This is a genomic window from Bartonella saheliensis, from assembly GCF_902162175.1.
Map to the genome: position 1 here is coordinate 1 of NZ_LR607216.1, position 26,753 is coordinate 26,753.

Annotated in this window: 25 protein-coding genes, 2 tRNA genes and 1 pseudogene; 14 read left to right on the forward strand and 14 right to left on the reverse strand. The window is 38.3% G+C overall.

From position 1 onward, the window contains the following. From FS875_RS06725 to FS875_RS10585, 5 genes are all read right to left on the reverse strand, one after another. Positions 1-884 (reverse strand): DnaB-like helicase N-terminal domain-containing protein (locus FS875_RS06725; RefSeq protein ID WP_144754788.1); only part of this gene is annotated, 884 nt, incomplete at its 3' end. Next, positions 881-1,861 (reverse strand): phage late control D family protein, encoded by a 981-nt coding sequence (locus FS875_RS06730; protein WP_144754854.1) that lies wholly within the window; start codon positions 1,859-1,861, stop codon positions 881-883. The genes FS875_RS06725 and FS875_RS06730, both read right to left, overlap by 4 nt. After that, complete coding sequence (locus FS875_RS06735; RefSeq protein ID WP_144754791.1) at positions 1,861-2,115, reverse strand: tail protein X; 255 nt, start codon at positions 2,113-2,115, stop codon at positions 1,861-1,863. The genes FS875_RS06730 and FS875_RS06735 overlap by 1 nt, the downstream gene beginning before the upstream one ends. Beyond that, a complete protein-coding gene (locus FS875_RS06740) occupies positions 2,112-2,582 on the reverse strand; it encodes a phage tail protein (RefSeq protein ID WP_144754794.1) in 471 nt (156 codons plus the stop codon). Before FS875_RS06740 ends, FS875_RS06735 begins: the two co-directional genes overlap by 4 nt. Before the next feature lie 27 nt (positions 2,583-2,609). After that, positions 2,610-3,848 carry a phage tail tape measure protein gene (locus tag FS875_RS10585; protein WP_246067877.1) on the reverse strand — a complete coding sequence of 413 codons (1,239 nt, stop codon included), beginning with the start codon at positions 3,846-3,848 and terminating at the stop codon, positions 2,610-2,612. A gap of 193 nt (positions 3,849-4,041) precedes the next feature. Between FS875_RS10585 and FS875_RS10375 the strand changes: the two are divergent. After that, positions 4,042-5,022: pseudogene (locus tag FS875_RS10375) on the forward strand (tyrosine-type recombinase/integrase). Between the two features lie 104 nt (positions 5,023-5,126). Here the strand turns inward: FS875_RS10375 and FS875_RS06765 are convergent. The 5 genes from FS875_RS06765 to FS875_RS06785 form a co-directional block, all read right to left on the reverse strand. Continuing rightward, positions 5,127-5,203: transfer RNA gene (locus FS875_RS06765), tRNA-Arg, on the reverse strand. Between the two features lie 46 nt (positions 5,204-5,249). Next, complete coding sequence (locus tag FS875_RS06770; protein WP_144754800.1) at positions 5,250-5,555, reverse strand: ETC complex I subunit; 306 nt, start codon at positions 5,553-5,555, stop codon at positions 5,250-5,252. An 89-nt stretch (positions 5,556-5,644) separates the two neighbouring features. Next, a tRNA-Pro gene (locus tag FS875_RS06775) sits at positions 5,645-5,721 on the reverse strand. 572 nt (positions 5,722-6,293) lie between these two features. Next, entirely contained in the window at positions 6,294-6,983 is a 690-nt protein-coding gene (gene hdaA, locus FS875_RS06780; RefSeq protein WP_144754802.1) for a DnaA regulatory inactivator HdaA, read from the reverse strand. Then, complete coding sequence (locus FS875_RS06785) at positions 6,980-8,191, reverse strand: AI-2E family transporter (protein WP_144754805.1); 1,212 nt, start codon at positions 8,189-8,191, stop codon at positions 6,980-6,982. Before FS875_RS06785 ends, hdaA begins: the two co-directional genes overlap by 4 nt. A 159-nt stretch (positions 8,192-8,350) precedes the next feature. Here FS875_RS06785 and purM point away from each other — a divergent pair, with 159 nt between their 5' ends. Both purM and purN read left to right on the forward strand, forming a co-directional pair. Then, on the forward strand, positions 8,351-9,430 hold the full coding sequence (gene purM, locus FS875_RS06790) for a phosphoribosylformylglycinamidine cyclo-ligase (RefSeq protein ID WP_144754808.1): 1,080 nt from the start codon (positions 8,351-8,353) through the stop codon (positions 9,428-9,430). Then, a complete protein-coding gene (gene purN / locus FS875_RS06795) occupies positions 9,427-10,038 on the forward strand; it encodes a phosphoribosylglycinamide formyltransferase (RefSeq protein WP_144754811.1) in 612 nt (203 codons plus the stop codon). The genes purM and purN overlap by 4 nt, the downstream gene beginning before the upstream one ends. A gap of 276 nt (positions 10,039-10,314) precedes the next feature. Here purN and FS875_RS06800 read toward each other — a convergent pair whose 3' ends face one another. Then, on the reverse strand, positions 10,315-12,858 hold the full coding sequence (locus FS875_RS06800) for a response regulator (protein WP_144754814.1): 2,544 nt from the start codon (positions 12,856-12,858) through the stop codon (positions 10,315-10,317). A gap of 213 nt (positions 12,859-13,071) precedes the next feature. Between FS875_RS06800 and FS875_RS06805 the strand changes: the two genes are divergently transcribed. Then, positions 13,072-13,548: a flagellar biosynthetic protein FliO gene (locus tag FS875_RS06805; RefSeq protein ID WP_144754817.1), complete on the forward strand. Its 477-nt coding sequence runs from the start codon at positions 13,072-13,074 to the stop codon at positions 13,546-13,548. A gap of 59 nt (positions 13,549-13,607) precedes the next feature. On the opposite strand, the gene dksA is transcribed toward FS875_RS06805, so the two are convergent. Both dksA and FS875_RS06815 read right to left on the reverse strand, forming a co-directional pair. After that, positions 13,608-14,024: an RNA polymerase-binding protein DksA gene (gene dksA, locus FS875_RS06810; RefSeq protein ID WP_144754820.1), complete on the reverse strand. Its 417-nt coding sequence runs from the start codon at positions 14,022-14,024 to the stop codon at positions 13,608-13,610. Positions 14,025-14,335: 311 nt separating this feature from the next. Beyond that, a complete protein-coding gene (locus FS875_RS06815; RefSeq protein ID WP_144754823.1) occupies positions 14,336-14,869 on the reverse strand; it encodes a flavin reductase in 534 nt (177 codons plus the stop codon). A gap of 141 nt (positions 14,870-15,010) precedes the next feature. On the opposite strand from FS875_RS06815, the gene rpe reads away from it, so the two are divergent. The 10 genes from rpe to FS875_RS06865 all read left to right on the forward strand — a co-directional run bounded on the left by rpe (position 15,011) and on the right by FS875_RS06865 (position 24,112). Continuing rightward, a complete protein-coding gene (gene rpe / locus FS875_RS06820; RefSeq protein ID WP_144754826.1) occupies positions 15,011-15,685 on the forward strand; it encodes a ribulose-phosphate 3-epimerase in 675 nt (224 codons plus the stop codon). 11 nt (positions 15,686-15,696) lie between these two features. Beyond that, entirely contained in the window at positions 15,697-17,004 is a 1,308-nt protein-coding gene (gene purB, locus FS875_RS06825; RefSeq protein ID WP_144754829.1) for an adenylosuccinate lyase, read from the forward strand. A 68-nt stretch (positions 17,005-17,072) separates the two neighbouring features. Next, the gene (locus tag FS875_RS06830) at positions 17,073-17,621 is read left to right on the forward strand and encodes an RBBP9/YdeN family alpha/beta hydrolase (protein ID WP_144754832.1); all 549 of its coding nucleotides are present in this window, start codon (positions 17,073-17,075) and stop codon (positions 17,619-17,621) included. 171 nt (positions 17,622-17,792) lie between these two features. Next, positions 17,793-18,557, forward strand: coding sequence for a phosphoribosylaminoimidazolesuccinocarboxamide synthase (gene purC, locus FS875_RS06835; RefSeq protein WP_005773432.1), 765 nt, complete (start codon positions 17,793-17,795; stop codon positions 18,555-18,557). An 85-nt stretch (positions 18,558-18,642) separates the two neighbouring features. Next, the gene (purS, locus tag FS875_RS06840) at positions 18,643-18,882 is read left to right on the forward strand and encodes a phosphoribosylformylglycinamidine synthase subunit PurS (RefSeq protein WP_144754836.1); all 240 of its coding nucleotides are present in this window, start codon (positions 18,643-18,645) and stop codon (positions 18,880-18,882) included. Between the two features lie 11 nt (positions 18,883-18,893). Next, positions 18,894-19,565 (forward strand): phosphoribosylformylglycinamidine synthase subunit PurQ, encoded by a 672-nt coding sequence (gene purQ / locus FS875_RS06845; RefSeq protein ID WP_144754839.1) that lies wholly within the window; start codon positions 18,894-18,896, stop codon positions 19,563-19,565. 290 nt (positions 19,566-19,855) lie between these two features. After that, positions 19,856-22,066: a phosphoribosylformylglycinamidine synthase subunit PurL gene (gene purL, locus FS875_RS06850; RefSeq protein WP_144754841.1), complete on the forward strand. Its 2,211-nt coding sequence runs from the start codon at positions 19,856-19,858 to the stop codon at positions 22,064-22,066. 61 nt (positions 22,067-22,127) lie between these two features. After that, the gene (locus FS875_RS06855) at positions 22,128-22,361 is read left to right on the forward strand and encodes a BolA/IbaG family iron-sulfur metabolism protein (RefSeq protein WP_144754860.1); all 234 of its coding nucleotides are present in this window, start codon (positions 22,128-22,130) and stop codon (positions 22,359-22,361) included. Positions 22,362-22,455: 94 nt separating this feature from the next. Next, positions 22,456-22,785, forward strand: coding sequence for a Grx4 family monothiol glutaredoxin (gene grxD, locus FS875_RS06860; RefSeq protein WP_144754845.1), 330 nt, complete (start codon positions 22,456-22,458; stop codon positions 22,783-22,785). 70 nt (positions 22,786-22,855) lie between these two features. Next, positions 22,856-24,112, forward strand: coding sequence for a multidrug effflux MFS transporter (locus tag FS875_RS06865; protein ID WP_144754848.1), 1,257 nt, complete (start codon positions 22,856-22,858; stop codon positions 24,110-24,112). A 92-nt stretch (positions 24,113-24,204) separates the two neighbouring features. Here the strand turns inward: FS875_RS06865 and parC are convergent, their stop codons facing one another. Beyond that, the gene (parC, locus tag FS875_RS06870) at positions 24,205-26,454 is read right to left on the reverse strand and encodes a DNA topoisomerase IV subunit A (protein WP_144754851.1); all 2,250 of its coding nucleotides are present in this window, start codon (positions 26,452-26,454) and stop codon (positions 24,205-24,207) included. Positions 26,455-26,753: the final 299 nt, after the last annotated feature.

Below are 26,753 nucleotides of genomic sequence, written 5' to 3' on the forward strand. Positions count from 1 at the left end.
GAAAGATTACCCCATCGTATATCAGAAGAAGAAACCTTTGTTTGTTCTGAGATAATACGGGTTGCAAGCTGTTCTGTTGACATTTCAAGGGAGAAGAAACCGACAATCCCCCCTTCACTGGCTTGGCTGTCATCATGACGCTTGCAAGCATTGGCAATATTAAAGGCAATATTGGTTGCAAGGGACGTTTTACCCATCCCAGGGCGCCCTGCTAGGATAATCAAATCAGATGGTTGCAACCCGCCCATTTTATCATCAAGAGTTTTTATATGAGTCGCCATGCCAGAAAGCTGTGAGGAACGCTTTTTTGCAGCACTTGCCATGTTAATGGCTTTTACAATAGCTCTATCAAAGTTTTCAAAACCAGCTCCATATTTGCCTTTCTCTGCCAATGCAAATAACTGATTTTCAATCGCTTCAATTTGTTGCGAAGGGGTAAGTTCTAAGGGAGAATCAAAAGAGCTATTTACAATGTGAGTGCCAAGGTTAATTAAAGAGCGCCGAATAAACAGATCATAAATAACCTGTCCGTAATCTTGTGTATTGATGATTGTGACAGCTTCTTTGGCTAAACGAACAACATAATTAAAGACTGTGATATCTCCAATTTTCTCATCATTTGCAATAAAGGGCTTTATGGTAATCGGGTCTGCAACTTTTCCCTTTTGAACAATTGTTAAGATGATATCAAAAAGCCTTTGATGGAAGGCTTTAAAAAAATGTTCTGGTTTGAGAAAATCAGAAACGCTCTCAAGAGCATCATTATTGATCATGATGGCCCCGAGCAAAGCTTGTTCTGCTTCAATATTATGGGGAAGTTGCCGAAAAGAAGGGGCAAAATTGTCTCTTGGGTTTTCTGTTTCTAACACGTTTAGTTTTCTCATCCCTCTTTCCCCTTATCTGGTGCCTCAAAGGTGATTTCTGTGGTGTATCCGCTTTGCTTTTCATAGCAATGGGTCACGGTTGCAGCATGCCATGTGCCATTGATTTCGCCTCGAAACCCTTGAAGCAAAAGCGGTTGACCCGCCATGATTTCAGGGCGCCCCTCAAGGCTTAAAGAACCACTACCCATGGCTCGACAAAGCCTATCCGACTCAGAAGCAGCCGCAGCTAAAGCTTCTGCCTCACAAGGGTAGCACGTCCGCAGACGGCGAATGGGCCCCGTATACCCTGTGCGATGCGTAACAACGTGTTGTTGCCCTTTTGCGCGATCAAAATATCGTGCTTCTATCATGCCATATTGGGTGCGTGGCTCGAGACTAAATTCCCAGTGTGAACACTCATGTTGATGGATTGTTTGAAGGGGGAGATTGTCCCCGCTTAAAAATAAAAACTTATTGTCTTTGATCAAAAAACGTGCCTGCATCCGATCAGAAAGCCTAGTTAAAAAATCAATCGCCGATTGATCGGTGCGTACCACATAAGGCAAGGTTTGTTTGGTAAATTGTGGACTGACCTTTGCTTGATAACCATGACGTTTGGCAAGGGTCTCAACAATCTCAGCAATGGTTTTGTGGTCAAAATGTTCGCTGTCCTGTTCTTTGATCTCCGCACGCATGGAAGCGCTTTTGCCACAAAGGCGCAAAATCTCTCCATCACTGCCCCCACAACTGATCACTGATTCGACAACAAAACGCCCCATAAAAGCACGAATGCTGTTCTCATAACCAAAGGTGACATGGAGTACACTGTTCCTGGAGGGAATCTCTAAATCATTGCCGCTATCATCAAATTCCGCCTCGAATGTATCGGCTTCATTCCCCGCATTGTCTGTGATGGTTGCCGTTAAAAGACGCTGGTAAAAAACCTGATGAACAAGTTTCTCCCCTACCCTTACCTCAATAAAGGGATATGTGCGCATTAATCCCATAGCCGTTTGACCACGCTGTTTTTTTCTTGGGAAATAAATTCAGGCAGAAAAACTTTTAAGCCCCGCGGCAAAAAAGCATCATATCCAGCGATCTCTGGATTAGCCTCCAGCGTGGCTTCTAAATAACCTTTCAGTAAACCCGCTTGCCTCCGATCTCCTAAAACAGACAAGGCATGGTGATAACAAATGAGGTCTAAACTCATATCCTCTAATTCGACCACAAGCTGCTTTGCGGGGATCTTCATGGGCTATCCTCCTCTTGTCCCCCTTGGTATTGTCCCACTTGATATTGACCTTGTGGTTTTCCCCCATCAAAAAAAGGCAACAGGCTAATGGAATAGCGAATACGCCCCGATTGACCAGAGCGGCTAATATAGTCATGGTCTTTCGTGACACTGGTAATCACCACACATCCAAGCATTAAGGCACTGTAGCTATCATCACTCATCCAACGGATCATCTGAACGGGTTGAGCCGCACGTATGGTTCTGGTGATGGCATCAATGGCAACCCGGTCACCAAACTCTTCTGGAAATAATACCCCGTGGATGGTTTTGGGATCATTGCCATAGCCGGTAAATTGCAAACCAGGGTCCCCACCAAAACGCTCTAAGCAAACCCATGAGGCAGAGAATTCCTCTTCAAAAGATTGGAAGTTCAACCAGTCCACATAAAATTGATGCGGTCCCAACATCAGCAAAGGATCTTGCATTCCCCTCTTCCCTTCATTCTATTGCCCTCATTCTGTTCCACCATGCAAGGCATTAGCCCCTGCCCGTTGCAATGCATGACGAACCGCATATCCAGTTGCAATGGGATCACGCGCGCCATTGACATGCACCGTGACATTTTGATTGTGCGTGATAGGAGAGCGGTCTTTGTCTTTTGCTTCTGTGAGAGGTGCATTGGCACGACCAGCCCCCGCAAATTGCACAAGTGGCTCGATGGACGTTTTGCCTCCTAAAAAACTTGGCAAATAATCTCTTACATCAATCGACCCAATCCACCCCTTTATGCGGTGAGGTAAAGATTTACAAAAATCTGTCAATTGTGAGATGGTGCCCATAAAACCATTAACAATCCAATCCGCTAAATCTTCTCCGGCTTGTTCCATGCTTGCCTTGGCACTATCCGTGAGCTTTTCTTGAGAGAAAAAACGCTTCAACCACCCCCAAAAATTGGAAAGACTTTGTTTAATCCCCTCCCACAAATCTTCAAAGCTTTGAGCAACAAAGGAAAGTCCTTGTTTAAACCTTTGCCAGTGGGCAGAAAAATCAAAGGCAGAAGCAATGATGTTTTTCCAACGGGTGATGGTGCTGGTATCAGCACCAAAAAAACGCATGACAGCTTCAAAGGCTTGCCCCCAAGCCCGTGTTACCCCCCGTAAAAAGCCCTTTATAAAAGAAGAAAAGCGGTCCCAATATTTCCATAAAGTAAAACCAGCAGCCAATATGATAGCCACAACAGCAGCAATCACAGCCCCTACCGGGGTAAAAAGCCCTCCCACAACAGAGGACAGGCTTGCCCCAACCACTTCGATCACGGTTCCTATCAAACCAAAGCTCCTCGCAAAAGCCGCTCCTGAGACCGCAATCCCCCGCAAAGAGCCCACCAACAAAGTCATAGGGCGCAAAAGTCTGAGGAAACGTGCCCCAAACCCTGCGGTGAGCAAGCCCAGTGAGCGCCCTGAAGTCAAGAGCCCGCGCCAACTTGCCTTCAGCATGCGGCTAATAGACCCAAGCCTGATAAAAGAGGCAATCAATTGCAGGATCCCAAGGCGGGTTCCTGCCATGGTAAAACGCACAACCCGCAAAGCAATATTAAAAGCCATCAGAGCGGCAATGGTTTTGATGATCACACCGGTTAAAACAGGGTGTTCATTAGCCCATGCCATCAGCACGTTTAAAAAACCACCAACAGTTTCCATTAAACTGTTCACATGGGGCAACAACACTTCACCAATAGTCAGCCATTCCACATGCTTTAAGAGAGCAAAAAACAAGGAGCAAAGGTTATAGAAATCAAACCCACTGAAGAATTACTAATTCATATCAATAAAACTATAACACCACCAACAATAAGGAGTAATGCTTATAGTATTGAAAACTTTCCACCTCTTGAAAATAAACAAGAAGGCAGCTACCCCTTATTGATGACATAAAGTTTTAGCCATGACAAAACGTCGTCCACTCTATCTTGTTAGCGAACGTACATGTCATGGTAAAATCATATGGTATATACGCATTGCTCATGATCATCGGTTTCAGATTGAAGAAACTTACGGAACGCAAAAACTTGTTGGCAATTATATGCTTGCCCTTAAACCAGCGCAAAATGGCACCTCCAAGAAAGTAAAACAAAGCAGACTTACAGAAGGGGCATTTGATTGATTATTGCACCAATATTTACAAAGCATACAATAGCATAATCAATCAGAATCAATGAAAAAAGTTAAATATAGGATTCTATAAACAATGTTTCTAAATACATTGGTGATCGCGCCTATAAAAGTATAAAAAAATAATATATTCTTGATGTTGTAGAAAGAAGACGCAATACTCCCGCAGCAGCAAGACACTTTTTAACGGCTTTAAATGGTCTTTTTAATTGGGCGGTTGGTAATGTTCTTTTAAACAGAAATCCTGCTTTTAATATAAAACCACCCAAATCCTTTAACACAGAAGGCTTCACCTCATGGTTAGAAGAAGACATAGATAAATATTATCACAAATGGCATCATGGTACCCATTAACGCATTTGGATTGATGTGGTTTTGTGTACGGGCTTACGTCGTGGTAATGCCGTTCGCATTGGCTGGAAAGACATTAAAGATAATATCATTCATCTTAAAACAGAAAAGAGCCAATTTAAAACAGATATTTTTCTACCTATTTTACTAAAACTTGCAGAAACCCTTTAAATTACTCCCATAGGTGATGAAACATTTATTTGTGGAAAAGAAAGTTTTGGCAACCTATTTAGTAAAGCTTGCAATGCATCAGGAATAAAAAATCAGAGCATGGATTGAGAAAATTAGCAGCCACCCGCGCAGCTAATACCGGTGCTACAGTTTCATAAATGAAAGCGTTTTTGGCTGGATAGAAAACAGCATAGCATCATTTTATACCCAGACAATCAATAAAAAATGCTAATAGCATAAATAAAAAACATGAAAAGATTCAGGACGTACAGAAAGTAAATTAATAGAATTAAAGGAAAACTCCCGGATACTTCTATTCATTAATTTTCTTAAATATGGTGATCCCGACAGGATTCGAACCTGTGACCCACGGCTTAGAAGGCCGTTGCTCTATCCAGCTGAGCTACGGGACCCAACACCCAACTGATTATTTTCTCAATTTAAAATAGCATCTTTAACTTAATGTGTCCAAGATTGCTGCCGATCACTGCGAAAATTATCAGAATAAGAAACAGCACGCCGAATCGACATATGTGTTTTTTCTACACGATAAGGAATAGCATTCTTGCGTGCAAAAGCAATGGCTTCTTCCTTTCTATTAAATCGAATTCTTACCTGACTATTCACATCAGATGTTGCCGTGTAACCCATAAGAGGCTCTAGCATTTTTGCTTTTATCGGCTCATACTGTAGAATCCAAAAGCCTGTATTTCCCTTACCTGACTGCATAGCTGTTTTAGCAGGACTATAAATACGTGCGACCATGCCTTTTTCCTTTAGATTACACAATGTTTGAATGATCGTTTTTCACCACACGTACCTAACTGCTTCACTCTCATACACCTTATCAAATATGGTCGGAGCGATAGGATTCGAACCTACGACCCCCTGATCCCAAATCAGGTGCGCTACCAGACTGCGCTACGCTCCGCTACTTAAGATTTATTTGATGCACGTTTCCTAAAATTTTCACAATAGAAGTGCAAGAGAAAAACGCACTTTTTTTCAATTTTCTTGCATTTTTTTACAAAAAAGAATGGTTTTAATTTTTTTCTCCTCAATAACACATTTATTAGCGAAAATAGAATCCGTAAAAAAGTCTAATCGATATAAAAAAATAATGCACCTCTTTATGAGGGTTTCATGATGTTATTTTGCTTTAAGGAAACTATCCACTGTATCAGAACACACTTTACAGATAGAATTTTAAAAACGACTTAAATGTTACAAAAGATTTTTTTCCTAAAGAAAATATAATATCTCCACTGTACTCACTATAAAATCCATCTGTATTAAGCATTTTCTCTCTTTTTCTAATTCTTCTAAAGATGAAAAAATATACTTAAATAAAATCTCAAAGCTATTTCTGGCACGTATGAAAAATTAAAAATAATATCCTTTACTTTTTACAGATATTAAAAGAAGAAAACTTAAATGACGTGTCCTTCCTTATATTCAAACAATAATAAAAGGAATAACCTGTAAAGTCATGATAGGAAATGTTTACGTTTTTTTCCTATTCAAAACTTCGGCAATCACAGCACGCGTTATTTTTCTTTTTCTTTGTAACGCCAATTGATCAACAGAATCAATAACATGCTTCAATGAAAATAAAGAACGTTCACAACGGCTGATAAGATAATAAACTGTATCTGGATGTACAATAAGCTGTCTATCGGCAAAAAGTTTAAAGGCAACAGCTGTTAACAATGCATCATCAGGCTGATTAATTTCAACGAACATCACCGAATTAAGACGACTTTTTAGATCATTTAACTTTAGATTCCAAGTAGAAGGGAGTGTTCGTGCCGTCATCAATAAAGTAGCTTGTCGTGCATCAACATTTGCTTGCTTAACACTGTTAATTAAATGGAAAAGTTCTGTTTCACTAATTTCACCAGCATCAACATCCTCTATTAAAAATGCTTTACCTAAAGAAGCCATAGCAACAGCCTGATCAATTTTATTATGCTGAATCCTGAATGCATTTGCTTTTTGCAGCCATATACTCGAAAAGTGTGTTTTTCCAGACCCTTCTTTTCCAACCAAAACGGCAATAGGTAAGCTCCAATTGGGCCAATGATCAATAAGCTGAAAAGCCATACGATTGCTATCCGTCACGACTAAATCATCAAATTGAAAAATCGGTTCATAAGGAAAATTTAAAGACAATTGTGTTTCGCGCCCATTCATTTTAGCGGCTCCGACTTTCCACTTCGCGAATACATCTGAGAACTAAGATAAGTATGAATGGCAAAACGAACTAAAACACCCACAGCCGCCGCTGCAGGAACAGCAACAAGCATACCAGTAAAACCAAAGAGTGAAGAAAAAGCAAAAAGTGAAAACATCAACCACACGGGATGTAATCCCACTGATGAACCAACAAGTTTTGGTTGAAGAATATACCCTTCAATAAATTGACCAATTAAAAAAAGTACCATCACAATGATAATTCCCCCCCAATTATTGGGATAAAACTGGACCCATGCAATCCCAACAGAAAGGAGAAAACCACTCATTGTTCCAATATAAGGAATAAAGCTAATAAGGCCAATAAACATACCAACCAAAAGACCAAAATTAAGCCCTGCAATCGTTAAACCAATAGCATAATAGCCCCCCAATATGAGGCAAACAGTTCCTTGTCCACGAACAAAGCCTGCGATAGCTCTATCCATTTCATGAAAAATACTTCGAACAGTTTCAAGATGATCACGTGGTATTAACGAATCAATTGCTGTCACCATACGTGGCCAATCTAATAACATATAAAATGTCACCACAGGTGCCACAACAAATAGACTAACGATATTAACGATAGACTTTCCTGATTTTAAAAGTGAATTCAAAAGAGATGTAATAAAATCAGAACCTTCTCCTAAAAGCCCTTTAATATTACTCCGTAATTCATTTGGATCACTTCCAAAATAGTGCCTTATCCAATCAAAATCATGTTCAACAAAAAAGGTTTGAATACGATTAATATAAACAGGTAAGCCATCACTCACAAATTGTTGTATTTGCGAACTAATAATAGGAATCAGAATAACTAAAGCAGCAACAAAGATAATAACAATAAATAAGGTAATGAGGACAGTACCAAAAACACGACGAATACCAAATTTTTCAAGCAATTGAACAATGGGATTAAGGAAATAAGCCAACACAATTCCTGCCACGAAAGGAAGCAAAATTGACCCAAAAACAAACATAAAAAGAATAAAAAAAATCAGTGCTCCCAGCCAAAAAAAGATTTGTCTTTTCATATTATTCGGTAAAGGTAATTGTGTATATGCTGGCATATAAGTCTTATAACGGTTACGGGATGTGATCTCACTCCCTTTCTTTTTCATAAGTTCCCACGAAGACCGTCCATGATTATCTGATATCTTGCTCATAAACTATCCTAAAAAAAATTCTTCACAAAAATTATAAACATCTTCAAAATAAGGTACAAGTAAAGTTGCTTATTTTCTTACCAATATCTCTTGCAGAGAAAACTCTATCATGGCATTGAATAACATCAAAACCTGATTTTCCACTAAAGGAAGGCTCCAATGAGCAATCAAGATCTTACGAATAATAATCTTACCTACGCAAAAGCCGGTGTAAACATTGATATGGGTAATGCTATGGTAGAAAAAATTAAACCCTTTATACGTGCGACAAAACGAGCCGGAGCAGATGCAGAAATTGGTGGTTTTGGTGGCCTTTTTGATTTAAAAGCAGCCGGGTTTACAGATCCTATCTTAGTCGCGGCCAATGATGGAGTGGGAACAAAACTAAAAATTGCCATTGAAAGTGATCACCATAATACTGTAGGTATTGATCTGGTTGCTATGTGTGTCAATGATTTACTTGTACAAGGGGCGGAACCTCTTTTTTTTCTGGATTATTTTGCAACCGGAAAACTTGATCCTGAACAAGGGGCGGCAATTGTTTCTGGCATTGCAGAAGGATGTAAACAAGCCGGCGCTGCTCTTATTGGGGGAGAAACTGCAGAAATGCCAGGAATGTATGCAGAAGGGGATTATGATCTAGCAGGTTTTGCTGTAGGCGCATGTGAACGCAGCATGCTTCTCCCTTCAAAAGACTTGACAGAAGGCGATATTATCCTAGGTCTAAGCGCCTCTGGAATTCATTCTAACGGTTTTTCGCTTGTTCGACGAATCATTCAACAAAGTCATCTCAAATGGAATGACCCTGCCCCTTTTTCCCCAAAAAACAGCCTTGGTACAGCACTCCTGACACCAACACGCATTTACGTGAAATCGCTTCTTCCTATTATGCGAGAATACGAAGGAATTAAAGCTCTAGCACATATTACAGGTGGAGGCTTTCCTGAAAATATTCCACGTGTCATTCCCTCTTCTCTTTGCGCCGAAATTAATCTTTCTAATATCAATGTTCCCTCCGTCTTTTCATGGATTGCCAAACAAGGTAAAATAGATGAAGCAGAAATGTTACGAACATTCAATTGTGGTATTGGCATGATCATTATCGTAGCACAGCATGCAGCTGAAACAATTACGCAAGTTCTTGAAAAAAATGGAGAAGCTGTGACACCTCTTGGCATTTTAACAAAACGCCAAAATCAAAATAAAGGAATACTTTATAAAGGAACACTGAATTTATGAAAAAACAAATCGTCGTTTTCATATCTGGTAATGGGTCCAATATGGTTGCCCTTGCTCAAGCAAGTCAACAAAAGGAATATCCTGCTGAAATCGTTGCAGTTATTTGCGATAATCCACGTGCAAACGGTATTGAAAAAGCACAAAAGCATAACTTACCTATTCATATTGTTGATCGTAAAATCTACAAAACAAGAGAAGAGCATGAAGAAGATATTTTCACAATTTTAGATCAATATAAACCGGACTTTCTCTGCTTTGCGGGGTATATGCGCCTTATTTCATCACGTTTTGTAAAACTTTATGAGGGAAGAATTTTAAATATTCATCCTTCTCTTTTACCTTCATTTAAAGGCTTAAATACGCATGAAAGAGTTTTACAAGCGGGTGTAAAAATCACAGGTTGCACTATTCATCTTGTTACAGAAGACATGGATGCTGGAAAAATCCTTGCCCAAGCAGCTGTTCCGGTCTATCCTGATGATACCGCTGAGTGCTTAGCACAAAGAGTTCTTAAAGCAGAGCATAAACTCTACCCCGAAGCCCTAAAAGCATTTATTGAAGGAAAGAGCGGTATAGCCGATACGCAACAACAACTCTTATCCTTTTGAAGCTATCAGTAATCTATAACATTTTTTAACGTTGTAAATACAATTTATCTTTAGGCTTATAATAAAAAAACTTTAAAGTTTACCGGCTTAAGTCTATTTCTTCATAAATTCTTGCGTAGGATGTGCAATTTTTTTTGAGTTTTATTTAAATTTCCAAATCGTTCTTCTTCATTTCGTTTTCTGGATATTATCATGCGCTCTCTATTGATCAAAATACGCTCTATTTCCCCCTAAAAAATCTTAAAACACCAATTTTTTATTGCATCTATTTTTGTGTCATGATGAAAGTGTTTCTTTAACTGTTAGAGCTAACTGTTTGAGTGTAAAAGGTTTAGATAAAAAACCAAAAACAGCATCTTGTGGAAGATTTTTAGCAAAAGCATCTTTTGCATATCCAGAAACAAAAAGAAATTTGATATCAGGATAGTTTTTACGGACTTCCTTCAATAAAGTGGGCCCATCCATTTCTGGCATCACCACATCGGAAACAATAATATCAACAATGCCTTTTTTTTCTTCAAGAATAGAAAGGGCTTCCACCCCACTTGCCGCTTCTAAAACCGTATATCCTCTCATTTGAAGAGCTCTTACCCCTCCCATTCTGACCGCATCCTCATCTTCAACCAATAAAACAATAGCAGATCCTGTTAAGTCTATATTTTTATCTTTCTCCTCCTCTTTTTCAATGTTTTGAGAAGTTTCTCCTTTTACATCTGGGATATAACGGGGTAGAAAAATATGAAATGTTGCTCCTTCTCCCTCTTTACTTTCACAATAAATATACCCACCACTCTGCTTGATAATTCCATAAACCATGGATAAACCAAGGCCTGTTCCTTTTCCAACTTCTTTGGTTGTAAAAAATGGCTCAAACATTTTTTCTTGTATAGCAGCAGATATCCCAGCTCCTGTATCTGAAACAGTCAATTGCACATATTCACCAATTGCTAAACCAAGATGATTAAATTCAGCACTTTGTTGTTTTGTAATATTGTTTGTCGCAATCGTAACAATACCCCCATCAAACATGGCATCACGTGCATTAATAACCAAATTCATAATCACACGCTGAAAAGATGCTTGATCGACTTCAACGCTCCACAAATCTCTTCCATGAATAATTTTTAGCTGAATATTATTTCCCAAAAGCGGTAAAATAAGGTTGCGAATATCTGATAAAAATTCTGTAAAATCAACATCTTCAGGTCGAAGTGTTTGCTTTCTAGAAAAAGCGAGTAATTGTTGGACAAGAGCAGCTGCACGATTAGCATTATTTTTAATATTAATCAGATCAGCATGAGCCGGATCAGAGCTACGATGCGTATTTAAAAGAAGATCACATGACATTAAAATCGCTGTCAAAACGTTATTAAAATCATGAGCAATGCCACCTGCCAATTGTCCAACAGCTTGCATCTTCTGACTTTGCATCATTTTATCTTCAAGTGTTTTTTGTTCTGTTGTTTCAATGACAGAGATAATAACTAAATCTTGTAGAGTATCACCATGATAGGGTGGTACAGACATCACATGGAGGCGTAAATGGCGTTCTTCATTCTTTTCTAAAACAGTCTCCAGAGAAACAAAATAATTTTTATTGGTCGCAATTTTCTGAAAGGCACGCTCTAATTGCATACAGTCACGACGAGAGATAATATCATAAAAATTGATAGTCTCATCCATACATTCCGTAAGTGATGAAAAAGCATTATTCATGTGAATTAATTGCCCTTCCTGATTTACCACGGCTATTGCAAAAGGACTCGCATCAAAATATTCTTCTAATATACTGGGTAATTTTGATTGATCATCCTCTTCTTTTTGTATTTGTTGTGGAATGATCACAATACGATAAACAGCTTCCTCTTCTAAGAGAGAAGAAGCAGAAATAAAACAATGAAATATTTTCTCTCCTATCGTTTGTGAATTTAAACATAATGAAAATCTATAAGGTAAAGAGTAACCTGAGTTTTGATATCTGTTGGTTTGTAAACAAATATCACTCCATGAGCTTTTAGCGCCAACGCTCTCAAATAATGAATCAAAATGATATTGACCTACGGTAAAATTTGCTAAATCAAGTGAGAACCATTCAGCAAAAACCGTATTGGCATAAAGAAGTATACCTTGTGTATTAACGGATATAAAACCAACAGGAGCTTGATCTAAGTGATTAATCGCCTCTTGAAGATTAGAGAAAAAAACTTCTCGGTTTTGTTGTAAATGCGAAATATCGCTAATGCGCCAAAATAAAAGCTTTTTTTTCTGTTTTGTTATAGGTTGAACAGAGATATTATACCAAACAGATTTTTTTTGTATAGAATCGGTAAAAATTGGTTGCTCTACTCTTAACTCTTCTTGTGCAGCAAAGTTATTACAGGCGGCAACTTTTAAGCGATAGGCAAGTGCACCAGCTCCTGGAAGATCAGCAATAACCCTATAACAAGACCCTTCAGGCTTATAGGTTAGAATTTTTTGATAGTTTTGATTAGAATAATAAACAAAACCAGAAAGATCAGAGATTACAATTGCATCATCGCTCTTATTAAAAATGTTAAAATCAAAGTCCTCACGTAGCCACAATGCGTGGTACCTTAAAATTCCCATTCCACTTAAAATAAGTGTTACAACACCGATAGTTGCTAGAATCAAAAAAGATGCCAGCACAACCTTTTTCAAATAACTTTGTGGATAAAAAAAATCTAAAATGCCCACAGTGAAAAGGAAAACGAAGATAAAAATGACACCTAAAATCACAACTCTCCGACGAACAGAAGACGAAGACTCTGATCTTTCATTATTCTTAAAACCTTTATCCATCTCTCTTTGCCTTAGATTTAGCTGTCTCTTATACCAAGAAACTTCCTTTATATTCATTGTTATAAAATATATACTATGATACTACCTTTCTAAGAAAGCTTACTTAATGCTAAAAGTTTATTTCTTTGTCTTTAAGTGAAACTTTTAAGGGGATGTTTATAAATTTATCTCAATAAAAAACGATAATTTCCATACCACAATGGGAGAAAATCTATGGTTATCTGGTTATCAGACCAAATAGGTACATCTGCTGCAAACATAATGATAAGTTTTTTGTTTTTTATAATAACAATCATAGCTCTTATCATTATTATCTTGTTGTTACGCCGTTTAAATATGAAAAGGTTCAACAGTAATAGAAAAAAAAGTCTATCACGATTAGCATTATGTGAATCAATTTCTATAGATCGAACACGCCGCCTTGTTTTAGTCCGTTGTGATAATAAAGAACATTTGCTCCTTATTGGTGGGTTAACAGATATGGTTGTAGAATCCGATATTACCAGTACATCCAGAACAGAGAAAAGAGAATTACACCCCCATCCTATCTCCCCCCTTACAGAAAAAAACGAGATGCCAGATAAAATATCCTCTTCTTTTACAAATCAAACAGTAAAAGATTCAGCCATCACGGCCGAAATTGAAGGGAGACAAGAACCATCTTTGTTTATTCCCACCACTCCAAAATAAAATATACAATTTGATCACTCACGAACTTCGTTTGTTTATCGTTCTCATGACTTTAATCATCAATCATCACGATAAACTTTTTCACGTCGTTCGTGACGTTCTTGTGCTTCCAGTGACAAAACGGCAATCGGCCGAGCCTCAAGACGCTTTATACTAATAGGCTCGCCGGTTTCTTCACAAAAACCATATGTTCCATTATCAATTCGCTCCAAGGCAGCATCTATTTTTGCAATAAGTTTCCTTTGACGATCACGAGCGCGTAATTCAATTGTACGATCAGTTTCACAAGATGCCCGATCGCTCAAATCTGGTTGACCAACATTCTCTTCTTGCAAATTTTCCAAAGTCTCACGCGCTTCTTTTAAGATATCATTTTTCCAAGAAACCAATTTAGCACGAAAATACGCCTTCTGCCGTTCATTCATAAAAGGCTCATCTTCACTAGGGCGATATTGATCATCAATCTCTTCGCTCATGCAATAAAAAACCTCCACATCTGCTCTGTGAGGTCTATATATTGTGCAATACCCATCAACACAAGAACAAAATGTTTTTTCATAATAATCTACAAATATATCTAAATACGCTGTTTGATCCTGATCGCTTTTTTGTCTAAGTTTGGACTTTTGATCAAAGGTCATCCCAAAATCATCTTTCTCATTTATTGAGAAATCCCAAAAAGAAGAAAATTCAAAGCTCAGAACCATCCCTCTCCTCCTTTTTCAGTGCACTAAATTTAAATGGAGCACCAATGAATCATTTCATCCATGCAAAAAAATAAAAATCTTTATAAAGGCAAAGTGTGATATCCACGCTTCAAATACATCAAAGCATCTTTTTCTTGACTACGCTTGATTGCAACAACTTCACCAATCAATACACAATGGGTTGCATGTTCATGCCAACAAATCAAACGACAATCAAAAGATGCTAAAGCATCTGAAAGACTAGGCGCCCCCGTCTGCAAAGTTCCCCATTGTGTCCTATCAAAGCGCTCATTTTGTTCAACATTGCAACGCTTCGAGAAAATATCCGCTAATGGACGATGTTTTCCTGCCAAGCTATTAACACAAAAAATTCCATTTTCCATAAACACATGATTCTTCAGATTATGGCGCATGAGACAAACAAGAAGCGTTGGAGGATCATCTGATAAAGAGCAACATGCCGAAACAGTCACCCCACGCTTTCCTTTAATGCCATCTGTTGTCACAATATGCACAGCGCCTGCAAAATGGCTCATAGCATCTCGATATTCTTGCGAAGAAACGGTAATATTATCTTGAAGTTCAGACTTCAAACATGTTTTATGATTCGGCATATCTTTCACTTATCAAACTTTAAAATTTCAAGCGATCTTTGTATAAAAAGTCTATAATATGTATTTTTCTTTTTGTCATAACACAAAAGATATTTGTGTATACACAGCGACATGATAAAACAGCCAATCAAGGAGATTTTTATGCCCCATTCTCATCTCATTTCACCTTCGCTCTTGGCATCTGATTTTTCTAAACTTGGGCAAGAAATATTAGATGTTGTTGATGCTGGTGCAGATTGGCTCCATCTCGATATTATGGATGGGCACTTTGTTCCTAACATCACCTTTGGCCCTGAAGTCGTCAAGGCTCTGCGTCCATTAACCAAAGCAATATTTGATGTCCACCTGATGATTAAACCAGTTGATCCTTATTTGGAAGCTTTTGCAAAAGCGGGTGCAGATATTATAACCATTCATGCTGAAGCAAGTCCCCATCTTCATCGTTCACTCCAAACAATCAAAGCAATGGGTAAAAAAGCAGGAATTGCACTCAATCCAAGCACCCCTGAACATGTCCTTGAATATTTGCTTGATCAATTAGATCTCATCCTCATCATGACGGTCAATCCGGGTTTTGGTGGACAAAATTTTATTCCAGAAATAAAAGATAAAATTAAGCGTGTTAAAAGCATGATTGCAAACCGCCCTATTGATCTTGAAGTTGATGGTGGTATCACCGTTGATACAATTGGAATAGCTGCAAAAGCTGGTGCAAATGTATTTGTTGCAGGCTCTGCAATTTATAAAAACGGAAACAAAGAGCTTTACAAAACGCGCATGAGTGCATTACGCCAAGCCGCACTTCTCTCACAATAAGGAAAAAAAGAATGATCGCACGTTATTCCCGCCCTGAAATGGTAGCAATTTGGTCTCCCGAAACGAAATATCGTATTTGGTTTGAAATTGAAGCCCATGCCTGTGATGCTCTTGCTCAACTGGGAGTTATTCCGAAAGAAGCCGCCAAAGTCATTTGGGAAAAAGGGGCTGCCGCTGAATTTGATGTCAATCGTATTGATGAAATTGAAGCCATTACCAAACATGATGTTATTGCTTTTTTAACTCACCTTGCTGAATTCATTGGACCAGAAGCACGTTTTATCCACCAAGGCATGACATCATCTGATGTTCTTGATACAACGCTGAGCATTCAATTGATGCGTGCGAGTGATATTTTGCTCAAGGATATAGACCAACTTCTTGAAGCCTTAAAAAGACGTGCTTTTGAACATAAAGAAACCATCACTATTGGGCGGAGTCACGGCATTCATGCTGAACCAACAACATTTGGAGTCAAATTCGCTCTTGCATACGCTGAGTTTTCCCGTTGTCGCAAACGTCTTCTTGCAGCACGCGAAGAAATTTCTACTTGCGCGATTTCAGGTGCTGTAGGAACTTTTGCCAATATTGATCCACGCGTTGAAGAACACGTCGCAAAAGCCTTGAAGATGCGTGCTGAACCCGTTTCCACCCAAGTCATACCACGAGATCGTCATGCGATGTTTTTTGCAACACTTGGGGTTATTGCCTCCTCTATTGAAAGGTTAGCAATAGAAATACGCCACTTACAGCGAACAGAAGTTCTCGAAGCAGAGGAACATTTCTCACCAGGGCAAAAAGGTTCATCAGCAATGCCTCATAAACGCAATCCAGTTTTAACAGAAAATTTAACGGGATTAGCCCGTATGGTCCGTGCATTTGCACTCCCTGCCATGGAAAATGTAGCACTTTGGCATGAGCGTGATATTTCTCACTCATCTGTTGAGCGTTACATTGGTCCTGATGCAACGATTACACTTGATTTTGCTCTTTCTCGTCTCACATCTGTCATTGAAAATCTCATTGTCTATCCAGAAAATATGCAAAAAAATCTCAATAAATTCCGTGGTCTTGTTCACTCACAACGGGTACTTTTAGCACTCACACAAGCAGGAATCAGTCGCGAAGATGCATATCGGATTGTACAACGAAATGCGATGAAGGTTTGGGAACAAGGAAAAGATTTTTTAGAAGAACTGCTTAACGACAAAGATGTTAGCAAAGCTTTAAGTGAATCAGAGCTTCGAGAAAAATTTGATCTTTCTTACCACACCAAACATATCAACACGATTTTTAAACGTGTTTTCGAACAGCAATAGAATAACGTAGAAAACCCAAATCTATTCCCTCTATGATCAAAAAACTATTGTAACAAAGAAAACGATTCATGAAAGCAAATCAACTCGATATTCTTATTGTTCCTGGCTACAAAGGATCTGGCCCGGATCATTGGCAAACACGTTGGGAAAAAAAACTATCAACAGCCCGGCGTATAGAACAAGCCCATTGGTCAAAACCTGTTTGTGACGAGTGGGTTAATGAAGTTAAAATCGCCATTGCACAAGCGCAAAGGCCTGTTATGATTATTGCTCATTCATTAGGCGTTCCTACAGCACTTCAAGCAACTGTACAAAACGCAGAAAAAATTTGTGGCGCTTTCTTTGTTGCGCCTCCCGATGTTGCTAATGAGAAAATACGTCCCAAACATTTAATGACATTTGGCCCCTATCATCGTCAAAAGTTATCTTTTCCTTCTATTGTGATAGCCAGCCGCAATGATGAATTTTGTCAATTTTCAGTAGCAGAAAAAATCGCTCATGACTGGGGTTCACTTCTTGTTGATGCTGGCTATTCTGGCCATATTAACGCAGAATCTGGACACGGACCTTGGCCTGAAGGACTTATGGTTCTCTCTCATTTTCTTGCAAAAATCTGATCCAAAGAGAGGACCTTTTTCTCATTACCTCTGTATCTTTTCCTTTAGGCAGATGTATCATGATAAAAATTATAAAAGTATCATAGCAATATCATTGAGAATTTTGATCAATTAGGATAGTATCATTTACTAATGTTATTAAAAACCTCTCAAGATAAATAGAGAATTATAATGAATCGTCGCCACCGTATTTATGAAGGCAAGGCCAAAATTTTATATGAAGGACCTGAACCAGGAACATATATTCAGTTTTTTAAAGATGATGCCACGGCCTTTAATGCAAAAAAACATGAAATTATCGATGGAAAAGGGGTTTTAAACAACCGAATTTCGGAACATATCTTTAGCCATCTTGGGCGTTTGGGAATCCCAACACATTTCATCAAACGCATAAATATGCGCGAACAGCTTATTAAAGCGGTAGAAATTATTCCATTGGAAGTTGTTGTTCGCAATGTCGCGGCTGGCTCTCTTGCAAAACGTTTAGGACTAGAAGAAGGAACCCCACTCCCGCAATCTATTATTGAGTTCTACTATAAAAACGATTCTCTCGATGATCCGATGGTGACAGAAGAACATATCACCGCTTTTGGGTGGGCTGTCCCACAAGAGCTAGAAGATATCATGCAACTTTCAATTCGTATTAATGATTTTCTCTCTGGGCTTTTTGCCGGTGTCAATATTCAGTTAATTGATTTTAAAATGGAGTTTGGTCGCCTGTGGGAAGATGAAACAATGCGCATTGTTCTTGCTGATGAAATTTCACCTGATTCTGCGCGACTATGGGATATGCAAACACGAGAAAAAATGGATAAAGATCGTTTTCGTCGTGATATGGGGGGGCTTATTAACGCCTATCAAGAGGTTGCCAAACGCCTTGGTATTATGAATGAAAATGAACCAACCAGGCCAAGTGGTCCCGTCTTGGTAAAATAAAAATAAGTCAAGGTAAAATAATTATCCTCTTCTATCCATACACCTCTTCAAAAGAGAGGTTCTTTTAAAAACAGGAAGCAAAAAAATGAAAGCACGCATTACAGTTACTTTAAAAGAAAGTGTCCTTGATCCACAAGGAGAAGCAATTGTCGGTGCTTTAAAAAGTTTAGCTTTCAAAGGTATTCACTCTATTCGTCAAGGAAAAGTTTTTGATATTGTTCTTGATGATCAACCTTCTGAAATAGCAAAGAAAAAACTTGAGCAAATGTGTGAAGAATTACTCGCAAATACTGTCATTGAAAATTATACTATCGAACTTCTTTAAGTGGAACACCCATGAAAACTGCTATCATTCAACTTCCTGGATTAAATCGTGACCGAGATATGGTGGCAGCATTGCATCATATAACAGGAGTTGAGCCTTTAAAAATTTGGCAAACAGAAACAACAATTCCAGATGTAGATGTTATTATTATTCCTGGTGGTTTTTCTTACGGCGACTATTTGCGATGTGGAGCTATTGGAGCACGAACCCCCGTCTTAAAAGCTATTCGTGAAAAAGCACAAAAAGGGATTACGATAATAGGTATTTGTAATGGATTTCAAATTTTGTTGGAAGCTGGATTGTTACCGGGGACTTTAATGCGTAATGCTTCCTTAAAATTTGTTTGTCGTGAAATAAAACTTGAAGTCGTTAACGCTAAGACAAAATTTTCTCAATATTATTCTAAAGGACAAATTATTCGTTGTCCGGTTGCCCACCACGATGGAAATTACTTTGCTGACAGTGAAACATTAAAACAAATAGAAGATAATGAACAAATTGTTTTTCGCTATGCAGAAAATACAAACCCTAACGGCTCAATAAAAGATATTGCTGGTATAGTTAATAAAGCTGGTAACATTCTTGGCATGATGCCTCATCCTGAAAACTTTATTGAACCTGCTCATGGAGGGATTGACGGTCGTTTACTTTTTCAAAGTGCTTTAGAATTAGTCAATAGATGATTCTACAAAAATCCTTGTGCTCGATAACTTAAAAAAAACAAAGGGCTATATCATTTCTCACGTTGTAAATTTATAAACGGGAATTCTATACAAATAACAATGGATATTATTAAATTACATAATCATTTGGGATTATTTTTGGTCTTAAAATCCACCCAACTTAACAAACAAAATCTGCCACCTTACAGATGAATATTTTTTTATTAAACCACATAGTTTTCCATAATCTAAACTGCTAGATTAAAAAAAATTAAATGCTGAATTTCGATTAATTTGACGGATAAATACTCATGAATCCTTGCAATAACATCACGATTACACCAGAGCTCATTGCGCAACACGGCCTAAAAGAGGATGAATATCAACGTATCCTGACATTAATTGGGAGAGAACCAACATTTACTGAACTGGGAATTTTTTCTGCAATGTGGAACGAACATTGTTCCTATAAATCCTCTAAAAAATGGCTCAAAACGCTTCCAACAGAAGGAAAGTGTGTTATTCAAGGACCTGGTGAAAATGCTGGTGTTGTTGATATTGGTGAAGGAAAATGTGTTGTTTTCAAAATGGAAAGTCATAATCATCCTTCTTATATCGAACCTTATCAAGGAGCTGCGACAGGCGTTGGTGGTATTTTACGTGATGTTTTTACAATGGGTGCCCGTCCTGTTGCAGCGATGAATGCATTGCGTTTTGGTGCTCCTGATCATCCCCGAACACGCCATCTTGTCTCTGGTGTTGTGTCTGGAATAGGTGGTTACAGTAATTCTTTTGGTGTTCCAACAGTTGGTGGAGAAGTCAATTTTGATGAGCGCTATAATGGCAATATCCTCGTTAACGCTTTTGTCGCCGGTATTGCAAAGACAGACGCCCTTTTTTATTCTAAAGCACAAGGCGTAGGGCTCCCTGTTGTTTATCTTGGTGCCAAAACAGGGCGAGATGGTGTTGGTGGAGCAACAATGGCTTCTGCTGAATTTGATGATTCAATCAGCGAAAAACGCCCAACCGTTCAAGTTGGTGATCCTTTTACAGAAAAATGTCTTCTTGAAGCGTGTTTAGAGCTCATGGAACTTGGAGCCGTGGTTGCTATTCAAGATATGGGGGCTGCAGGCCTCACTTCTTCTGCCGTTGAAATGGGTGCAAAAGGAAATCTAGGAATACAGCTTAATCTCGATAAAGTTCCCGTTCGTGAAGAAAACATGTCAGCCTATGAAATGATGCTTTCTGAAAGTCAAGAGCGCATGCTCATGGTCCTTAAACCAGAGTTAGAAAAACAAGCAGCAGCAATTTTTCATAAGTGGGGGCTCCATTTTTCCATTATTGGAAAAACAACCGATGATTTACGTTTTCGTGTCTTTCATCAGGGAGAAGAAGTTGTTAATCTTCCCATCAAAGAACTTGGTGATGAAGCACCTGTTTATGATCGTCCTTGGAGTGAGCCTGCAAAAAAAACACTTCTGAAAGCAGAAGACGTCAAAAAAGTTGAAAATCTTGGTGATGTGCTTTTGACCTTATTGAATTCTGCTAATCAAAGTTCACGACGGTGGATTTATGAACAGTATGATACACTTATCCAAGGAAATAGCCTCATTTGTCCAGGAAGTGACGCAGGCGTTATCCGCGTCAGTAATAAAAGTAAACGAGCTCTTGCTTTTTCTTCCGATGTAACACCGCGTTATTGTGAAGCGGACCCTTATGAGGGAGGAAAACAAGCTGTTGCAGAATGCTGGAGAAATATTAGTACGACAGGTGCAACACCACTGGCTGCGACAGATAATCTCAATTTTGGAAATCCTGAAAAACCTGAAATCATGGGACAACTTGTTTTTGCAATTAAAGGCATCGGAGAAGCTTGCAAAATCCTCGACTTCCCTATCGTTTCTGGCAATGTTTCTCTTTACAACGAAACAAATGGAGAAGCTATTCTTCCTACCCCCACAATTGCTGGTGTTGGCCTTCTTGCTGATTGGTCAAAAATGGTAACAATAAGTGGTATGAAAAATGGAGATAGTATCATTTTAGTGGGAGATTGCGGCTCTCATTTAGGACAATCAATCTATGCACGTGACATTTTAAATATTGATGCGGGAGCCCCTCCCCCTGTAGATTTGCAACTTGAAAAAAAGCATGGGCAATTTGTTCGAGATGTCATTCATAATGGTTTTGTTCATGCCGCTCATGACATTTCTGATGGAGGACTAGCGATTGCACTTGCAGAAATGGTCATTAAAGCAGCTAAAGGGATCAAGGTAAAATTAAGTAATAAATCTCCTCACCATGCAGAACTTTTTGGAGAAGACCAAGGACGTTATCTTTTAGCCGTCAAGCCTGATTCTCTCAACAGTCTTAAAGAGCATGCACAAAACCATGCTGTTTCTTTAATAGAGCTAGGTCAAGTCGAGGGAGATTCCCTTCATATAGATGGGATATTCACACTTTCAGTAGAAAGTCTCACACAAGCCTATGAGAACTGGTTTCCACAATTTATGGGTGAAAAATAAAAATTTATTCTTTCTCTTAAAAAAACTTTTGCAAAAAAATGAACGATATAGGAGAATAATGATGGCAATGAGTGCCCATGCAATTGAAAAGCTTATTCGTGAAGCAATTCCCGATGCGACTGTAACAATTCGTGATCTTGCTGGAGATGGGGAACATTATGCTGCAGAAGTTATCTCTGAAAGTTTTCGTGGTAAAACCCGTGTTCAGCAACATAAAATGGTCTATGATGCCCTTAAAGGTAATATGGGAAATGACCTTCACGCATTAATGTTACAAACAAATATCCCAAAATAGTCTAAAATTTCTTCTTGCATTCATTCATTCAATACGATTAAAAATAGTACGAACATTACACACTTATAAAAATCTGAAATATCGAGGAATAAAAATGACCACTGTTCATGATTTTATTGACAACGAGATTAAAACAAACGACGTCATTTTATTCATGAAAGGAACACCTGATGCTCCACAATGTGGATTTTCAGGACAGGTTGTTCAAATTCTTGACTATTTAGGATTAGATTATAAAGGAATTAATATCCTAACTTCTCATGAATTGCGTCAAGGAATTAAGGATTATTCAAATTGGCCAACAATTCCACAACTTTATATCAAAGGTGAATTTGTTGGGGGGTGTGATATTGTGAAAGAGATGTTTCAAAATAATGAGTTGCAAGAACTGCTAAAAGAAAAAAATATTCCTTGTAATAAATAGGTATCTTTCATTTTTTCAGCCTCTTAAAAAGAGCTGCGTGCAGTAGAAATTTTTATTTCAAGGATGCCTTATGTTATATTCCATTGATGAACAAACGCACCGTGATGCGATTAGAAAAAAAATCGGCTATAAAGAATTTGTTTTTCTTATTGGTGCACTCATGGCTATCAATTCCATAGCTGTTGACATTATGCTTCCAGCCATGCCTGATATTTTGAACAGCTTACATGTTCTCAATGAAAATGATCAACATTATATCATTTCTGGTTATCTTATAAGTTATGGCATCACACAAATATTTTTTGGCCCGATAAGCGATCGTTATGGGCGTCGTAAACTTATTCTCATTGGTCTTGCATTTTATGCCTTTACAGCAATTGGATGTGCTTTTGTATCCAACTTTTCTCTATTGCTTATTTTACGTATCTTGCAAGGTATAGGAGGTGCTGCCATGCGCGTCCTCACAGTTTCTGTTGTCCGTGATCTTTATAGTGGTCGGAAAATGGCAGAAGTTATGTCTATTGTTATGATGGTTTTTCTTATTGCACCAATGATTGGACCAGCCACAGGACAATTCATTTTATTGTTTGGAAACTGGCAAATTATCTTTATCTTCATGGCAATTATTGGTTTTGGATTGATGATTTGGATTCAACTTCGCCTGCCTGAAACTCTTTATAGACCACGTTCTCTTTCATTTTCTTCGGTTAGACATAACTTATGGGTTGTCATAACCAATCGCACCACACTTTGCTACACACTAGCAACCTCCATCGTGTTAGGTTGTATTTTTACCGCTGTTAATACATCGCAGCAAACATATGAAGGAATTTATAATTTAGGACTCTGGTTTCCCATTGCCTTTGCTGTTGGTGCGGCTTTTCAAGCTCTATCATCATTCTTTAATTCTCAATTGGTTGGACGCCTTGGCATGCGACGTATTGCACACACCATGCTTTTTCTTTTTTGTATCACCTCGTGTATCTGGTTTATTGGCTCACTCTTTACAAATGGCGTTCTCCCTTTTCCTTTTTACATGCTGCTGTTTTGTATATTGATGTTTGCCTGCGGTGGCATTATGGCCAATTTCAATACACTTGCTCTCGAAACTGTAGGAGAAATTGCTGGGACAGCATCTTCTGTGTCTGGTTTTCTTCAGACATCTATTGCCACCGGTCTTGGTTTTTTTATTGCACAACAATTTGATGAAACAACGATACCTAATTCAGCAGCATTTTTCTTTCTCAGCATCATCGCTATAGTTCTTGTTTTATGGGCTGAACGTGGGCATCTTTTCAAGCAATATCATCACGATCCTAACGAATAGAAGCTGCTTTAAAAATTAATGATACTCTCGCAGCGAGAAAATCATACAGCCACTCTTTTAACGCCTTATAGTTTATCAATAAATTATACTATTCAATGCGTAAATTTTCCTGATTTTGGAAATCCTTTGGGAACCAAACGCCCCACCCCAGCACGCATTCCCATCCACTCGATAAGATCATCAGCTTGACGATTAAAGATTCGTTCAGCGGTATCTTGCCAACTTAAGCCTTCTGATAAATTAAAAGTCTTGGCATCAACAATACCACCCTCTTTGTAACGTTGTAAACGAACCCCTTTACCACGACTCATTTCTGGTATTTGTTCAATAGAAAAAATAAGCATTTTGCGGTTTTCACCAACCACGGCAACATGATCACCTTTTACTGGAATACAAAGCTTTACTTTATCAGGAGACTTCACATTCATCACCTGCTTTCCTTTTCGTGTATTGGCAATCACTTCTGTAGCAGGAACGATAAAGCCATTGCCCTGAAATGAAACCAAGAGCAACTTTTCTTCTACATGATGCACAAAAGCTGTAAGAACATCATGCTCATCATCCATATCAACTAAAAGACGAATGGGTTCACCATGTCCTCGTCCTCCAGGCAAACTATTTGCACCAATTGCAAAAAACTTTCCACCAGTACTTATCAGTACAATCTTATCGGTCGTAAATGCAGGAAATGCTAACTTTAAACGATCTCCTTCTTTAAAAGAAAGCGCTTTATAGTCGTTCAAATGTCCCTTCAAAGCCCGCATCCACCCCTTTTCAGAAATAACAACAGTTACCGGTTCTTTTTCGATCATTGCTTGTTGAATATCGTCAAGATCATGTCTTGGTGCTTCTTCAAATGTCGTACGTCTTTTCCCTAAGAGCGTTTCAGGACCAAAAATATTGCGAACTTTTTTAATTTCTTCTGAAATCATTTTCCATTGTTTTATAGGAGAAGCTAACAAATTCTGTAATTTTTCTTTTTCATCTTTAAGTGTTTTAAATTCCTTACGAATTTCAAATTCTTCAAGCTTGCGTAAAGAACGCAAGCGCATATTAAGAATAGCTTCAGCTTGATTTTCTGTTAATTCAAAACGCTTAATCAGCTTGCTTTTCGGTTCATCCTCTTCACGAATAATCTGTATGACCTCATCGAGATTCAAATAGGCAATAAGATAGCCATGAAGAATTTCCAATCGACCATCAATTTGATCAAGCCGATAGTGAGAGCGGCGAATAAGTACTTCTTGACGATGTTCAAGCCATTGTTGCAAAGTTTCTCTCAACGAGAGAACATTGGGTCTTTTTCCCAAAGATAAAACATTAAGATTAAGAGGAAACCTTACTTCAAAATCAGTCAATTTAAAAAGAGATTCCATAAGAAGTTCAGGATCAACCGACCGATTTTTAGGAACAAGCACAATGCGGATATCTTCTGCTGATTCATCTTGAATATCCTCAAGCATTGGTAAGCGCCGCGCAAGCAACAATTCCGCAGTTTTTTCAATAAGACGTGACTTTTGAACTTGGTAGGGAATTTCAGTCACAACAATCACATAAGAACCACGGCTACCAGTTTCCTGATGCCAACGTGAACGTAATCGAAAAAAACCCCGCCCGATACGATAAGATTCCTCAATACTCTTTTTAGGCTCAACCAAAATGCCGCCAGTTGGGAAATCAGGTCCCAGCACAAATTGATTTAAATCCTCATCACGCGTATCAGGGTGTGCAATCAAATGCAGAGCTGCGTCACAGAGCTCAGAAATATTGTGAGGAGGAATAGATGTTGCCATACCAACAGCAATACCTGAAGAACCATTAGCTAAAAGATTAGGGAAAGCACCTGGGAGAACAACAGGCTCTTCATCTTCTTCATTATAGGTCAAACGAAAATCAATAGCATTTTCATTAATTCCCTCAAGCAACAACGCAGCTACTTCAGTCATGCGTGCTTCGGTATAACGCATAGCCGCAGCATTATCACCATCAATATTACCAAAATTGCCTTGTCCATCAACCAACGGATAACGAACCGCAAAACTTTGAGCCAAACGCACCAAAGCATCATAAATAGAGGCATCTCCATGAGGATGAAATTTTCCCATAACATCACCAACAATCCGCGCACATTTCGCATAAGACTGTCCAGGATTCAGTTTGAGAAGACGCATTGCATGAACGATCCGACGATGGACAGGTTTCAATCCATCACGCACATCAGGTAATGCACGATGCGTAATCGTAGAAAGTGCATAAGCTAAATAGCGTTCCTGTAAAGCGGAACGTAATTCTATTGGCTCAATATGTTCATCATCAAAAGGTAAATTCATTTTATCAGACATAATATTAGAACAAAAATTCCCACAATAATAAGAAATTATTGTGTAGGATTTATTTAATGCAAACTCTTATGAGTAAACTTTTTTATTAAAAGTCAACGACATAAAAATAAACGTTGTAATTAGAACATGAACAGAAAATTATATCAATTTGAAAAATTTATACATATCTCTTCCCTTTTGTTCTAAAAAATATATGAAAATATTTAATACATTACCGAAAACTTCTTTCAATATCTTCTTTAAAAGGTAAAAAACAAAATAAACCAAAAGAAGTAGAAAATATTTTCATTGTTAAGGAA

What these genes read in the sequence shown, in the direction of transcription:
- FS875_RS06730 (WP_144754854.1), bottom strand. Translation starts at nt 1,861, where the DNA reads ATGCGCACATATCCCTTTATTGAGGTAAGGGTAGGGGAGAAACTTGTT.
- FS875_RS06735 (WP_144754791.1), bottom strand. Translation starts at nt 2,115, where the DNA reads ATGAAGATCCCCGCAAAGCAGCTTGTGGTCGAATTAGAGGATATGAGT.
- FS875_RS06740 (WP_144754794.1), bottom strand. Translation starts at nt 2,582, where the DNA reads ATGCAAGATCCTTTGCTGATGTTGGGACCGCATCAATTTTATGTGGAC.
- FS875_RS06770 (WP_144754800.1), bottom strand. Translation starts at nt 5,555, where the DNA reads ATGGTCGCACGTATTTATAGTCCTGCTAAAACAGCTATGCAGTCAGGT.
- hdaA (WP_144754802.1), bottom strand. Translation starts at nt 6,983, where the DNA reads ATGAATGGGCGCGAAACACAATTGTCTTTAAATTTTCCTTATGAACCG.
- FS875_RS06785 (WP_144754805.1), bottom strand. Translation starts at nt 8,191, where the DNA reads ATGAGCAAGATATCAGATAATCATGGACGGTCTTCGTGGGAACTTATG.
- purM (WP_144754808.1), top strand. Translation starts at nt 8,351, where the DNA reads ATGAGCAATCAAGATCTTACGAATAATAATCTTACCTACGCAAAAGCC.
- purN (WP_144754811.1), top strand. Translation starts at nt 9,427, where the DNA reads ATGAAAAAACAAATCGTCGTTTTCATATCTGGTAATGGGTCCAATATG.
- FS875_RS06800 (WP_144754814.1), bottom strand. Translation starts at nt 12,858, where the DNA reads ATGGATAAAGGTTTTAAGAATAATGAAAGATCAGAGTCTTCGTCTTCT.
- FS875_RS06805 (WP_144754817.1), top strand. Translation starts at nt 13,072, where the DNA reads ATGGTTATCTGGTTATCAGACCAAATAGGTACATCTGCTGCAAACATA.
- dksA (WP_144754820.1), bottom strand. Translation starts at nt 14,024, where the DNA reads ATGAGCGAAGAGATTGATGATCAATATCGCCCTAGTGAAGATGAGCCT.
- FS875_RS06815 (WP_144754823.1), bottom strand. Translation starts at nt 14,869, where the DNA reads ATGCCGAATCATAAAACATGTTTGAAGTCTGAACTTCAAGATAATATT.
- rpe (WP_144754826.1), top strand. Translation starts at nt 15,011, where the DNA reads ATGCCCCATTCTCATCTCATTTCACCTTCGCTCTTGGCATCTGATTTT.
- purB (WP_144754829.1), top strand. Translation starts at nt 15,697, where the DNA reads ATGATCGCACGTTATTCCCGCCCTGAAATGGTAGCAATTTGGTCTCCC.
- FS875_RS06830 (WP_144754832.1), top strand. Translation starts at nt 17,073, where the DNA reads ATGAAAGCAAATCAACTCGATATTCTTATTGTTCCTGGCTACAAAGGA.
- purC (WP_005773432.1), top strand. Translation starts at nt 17,793, where the DNA reads ATGAATCGTCGCCACCGTATTTATGAAGGCAAGGCCAAAATTTTATAT.
- purS (WP_144754836.1), top strand. Translation starts at nt 18,643, where the DNA reads ATGAAAGCACGCATTACAGTTACTTTAAAAGAAAGTGTCCTTGATCCA.
- purQ (WP_144754839.1), top strand. Translation starts at nt 18,894, where the DNA reads ATGAAAACTGCTATCATTCAACTTCCTGGATTAAATCGTGACCGAGAT.
- purL (WP_144754841.1), top strand. Translation starts at nt 19,856, where the DNA reads ATGAATCCTTGCAATAACATCACGATTACACCAGAGCTCATTGCGCAA.
- FS875_RS06855 (WP_144754860.1), top strand. Translation starts at nt 22,128, where the DNA reads ATGGCAATGAGTGCCCATGCAATTGAAAAGCTTATTCGTGAAGCAATT.
- grxD (WP_144754845.1), top strand. Translation starts at nt 22,456, where the DNA reads ATGACCACTGTTCATGATTTTATTGACAACGAGATTAAAACAAACGAC.
- FS875_RS06865 (WP_144754848.1), top strand. Translation starts at nt 22,856, where the DNA reads ATGTTATATTCCATTGATGAACAAACGCACCGTGATGCGATTAGAAAA.
- parC (WP_144754851.1), bottom strand. Translation starts at nt 26,454, where the DNA reads ATGTCTGATAAAATGAATTTACCTTTTGATGATGAACATATTGAGCCA.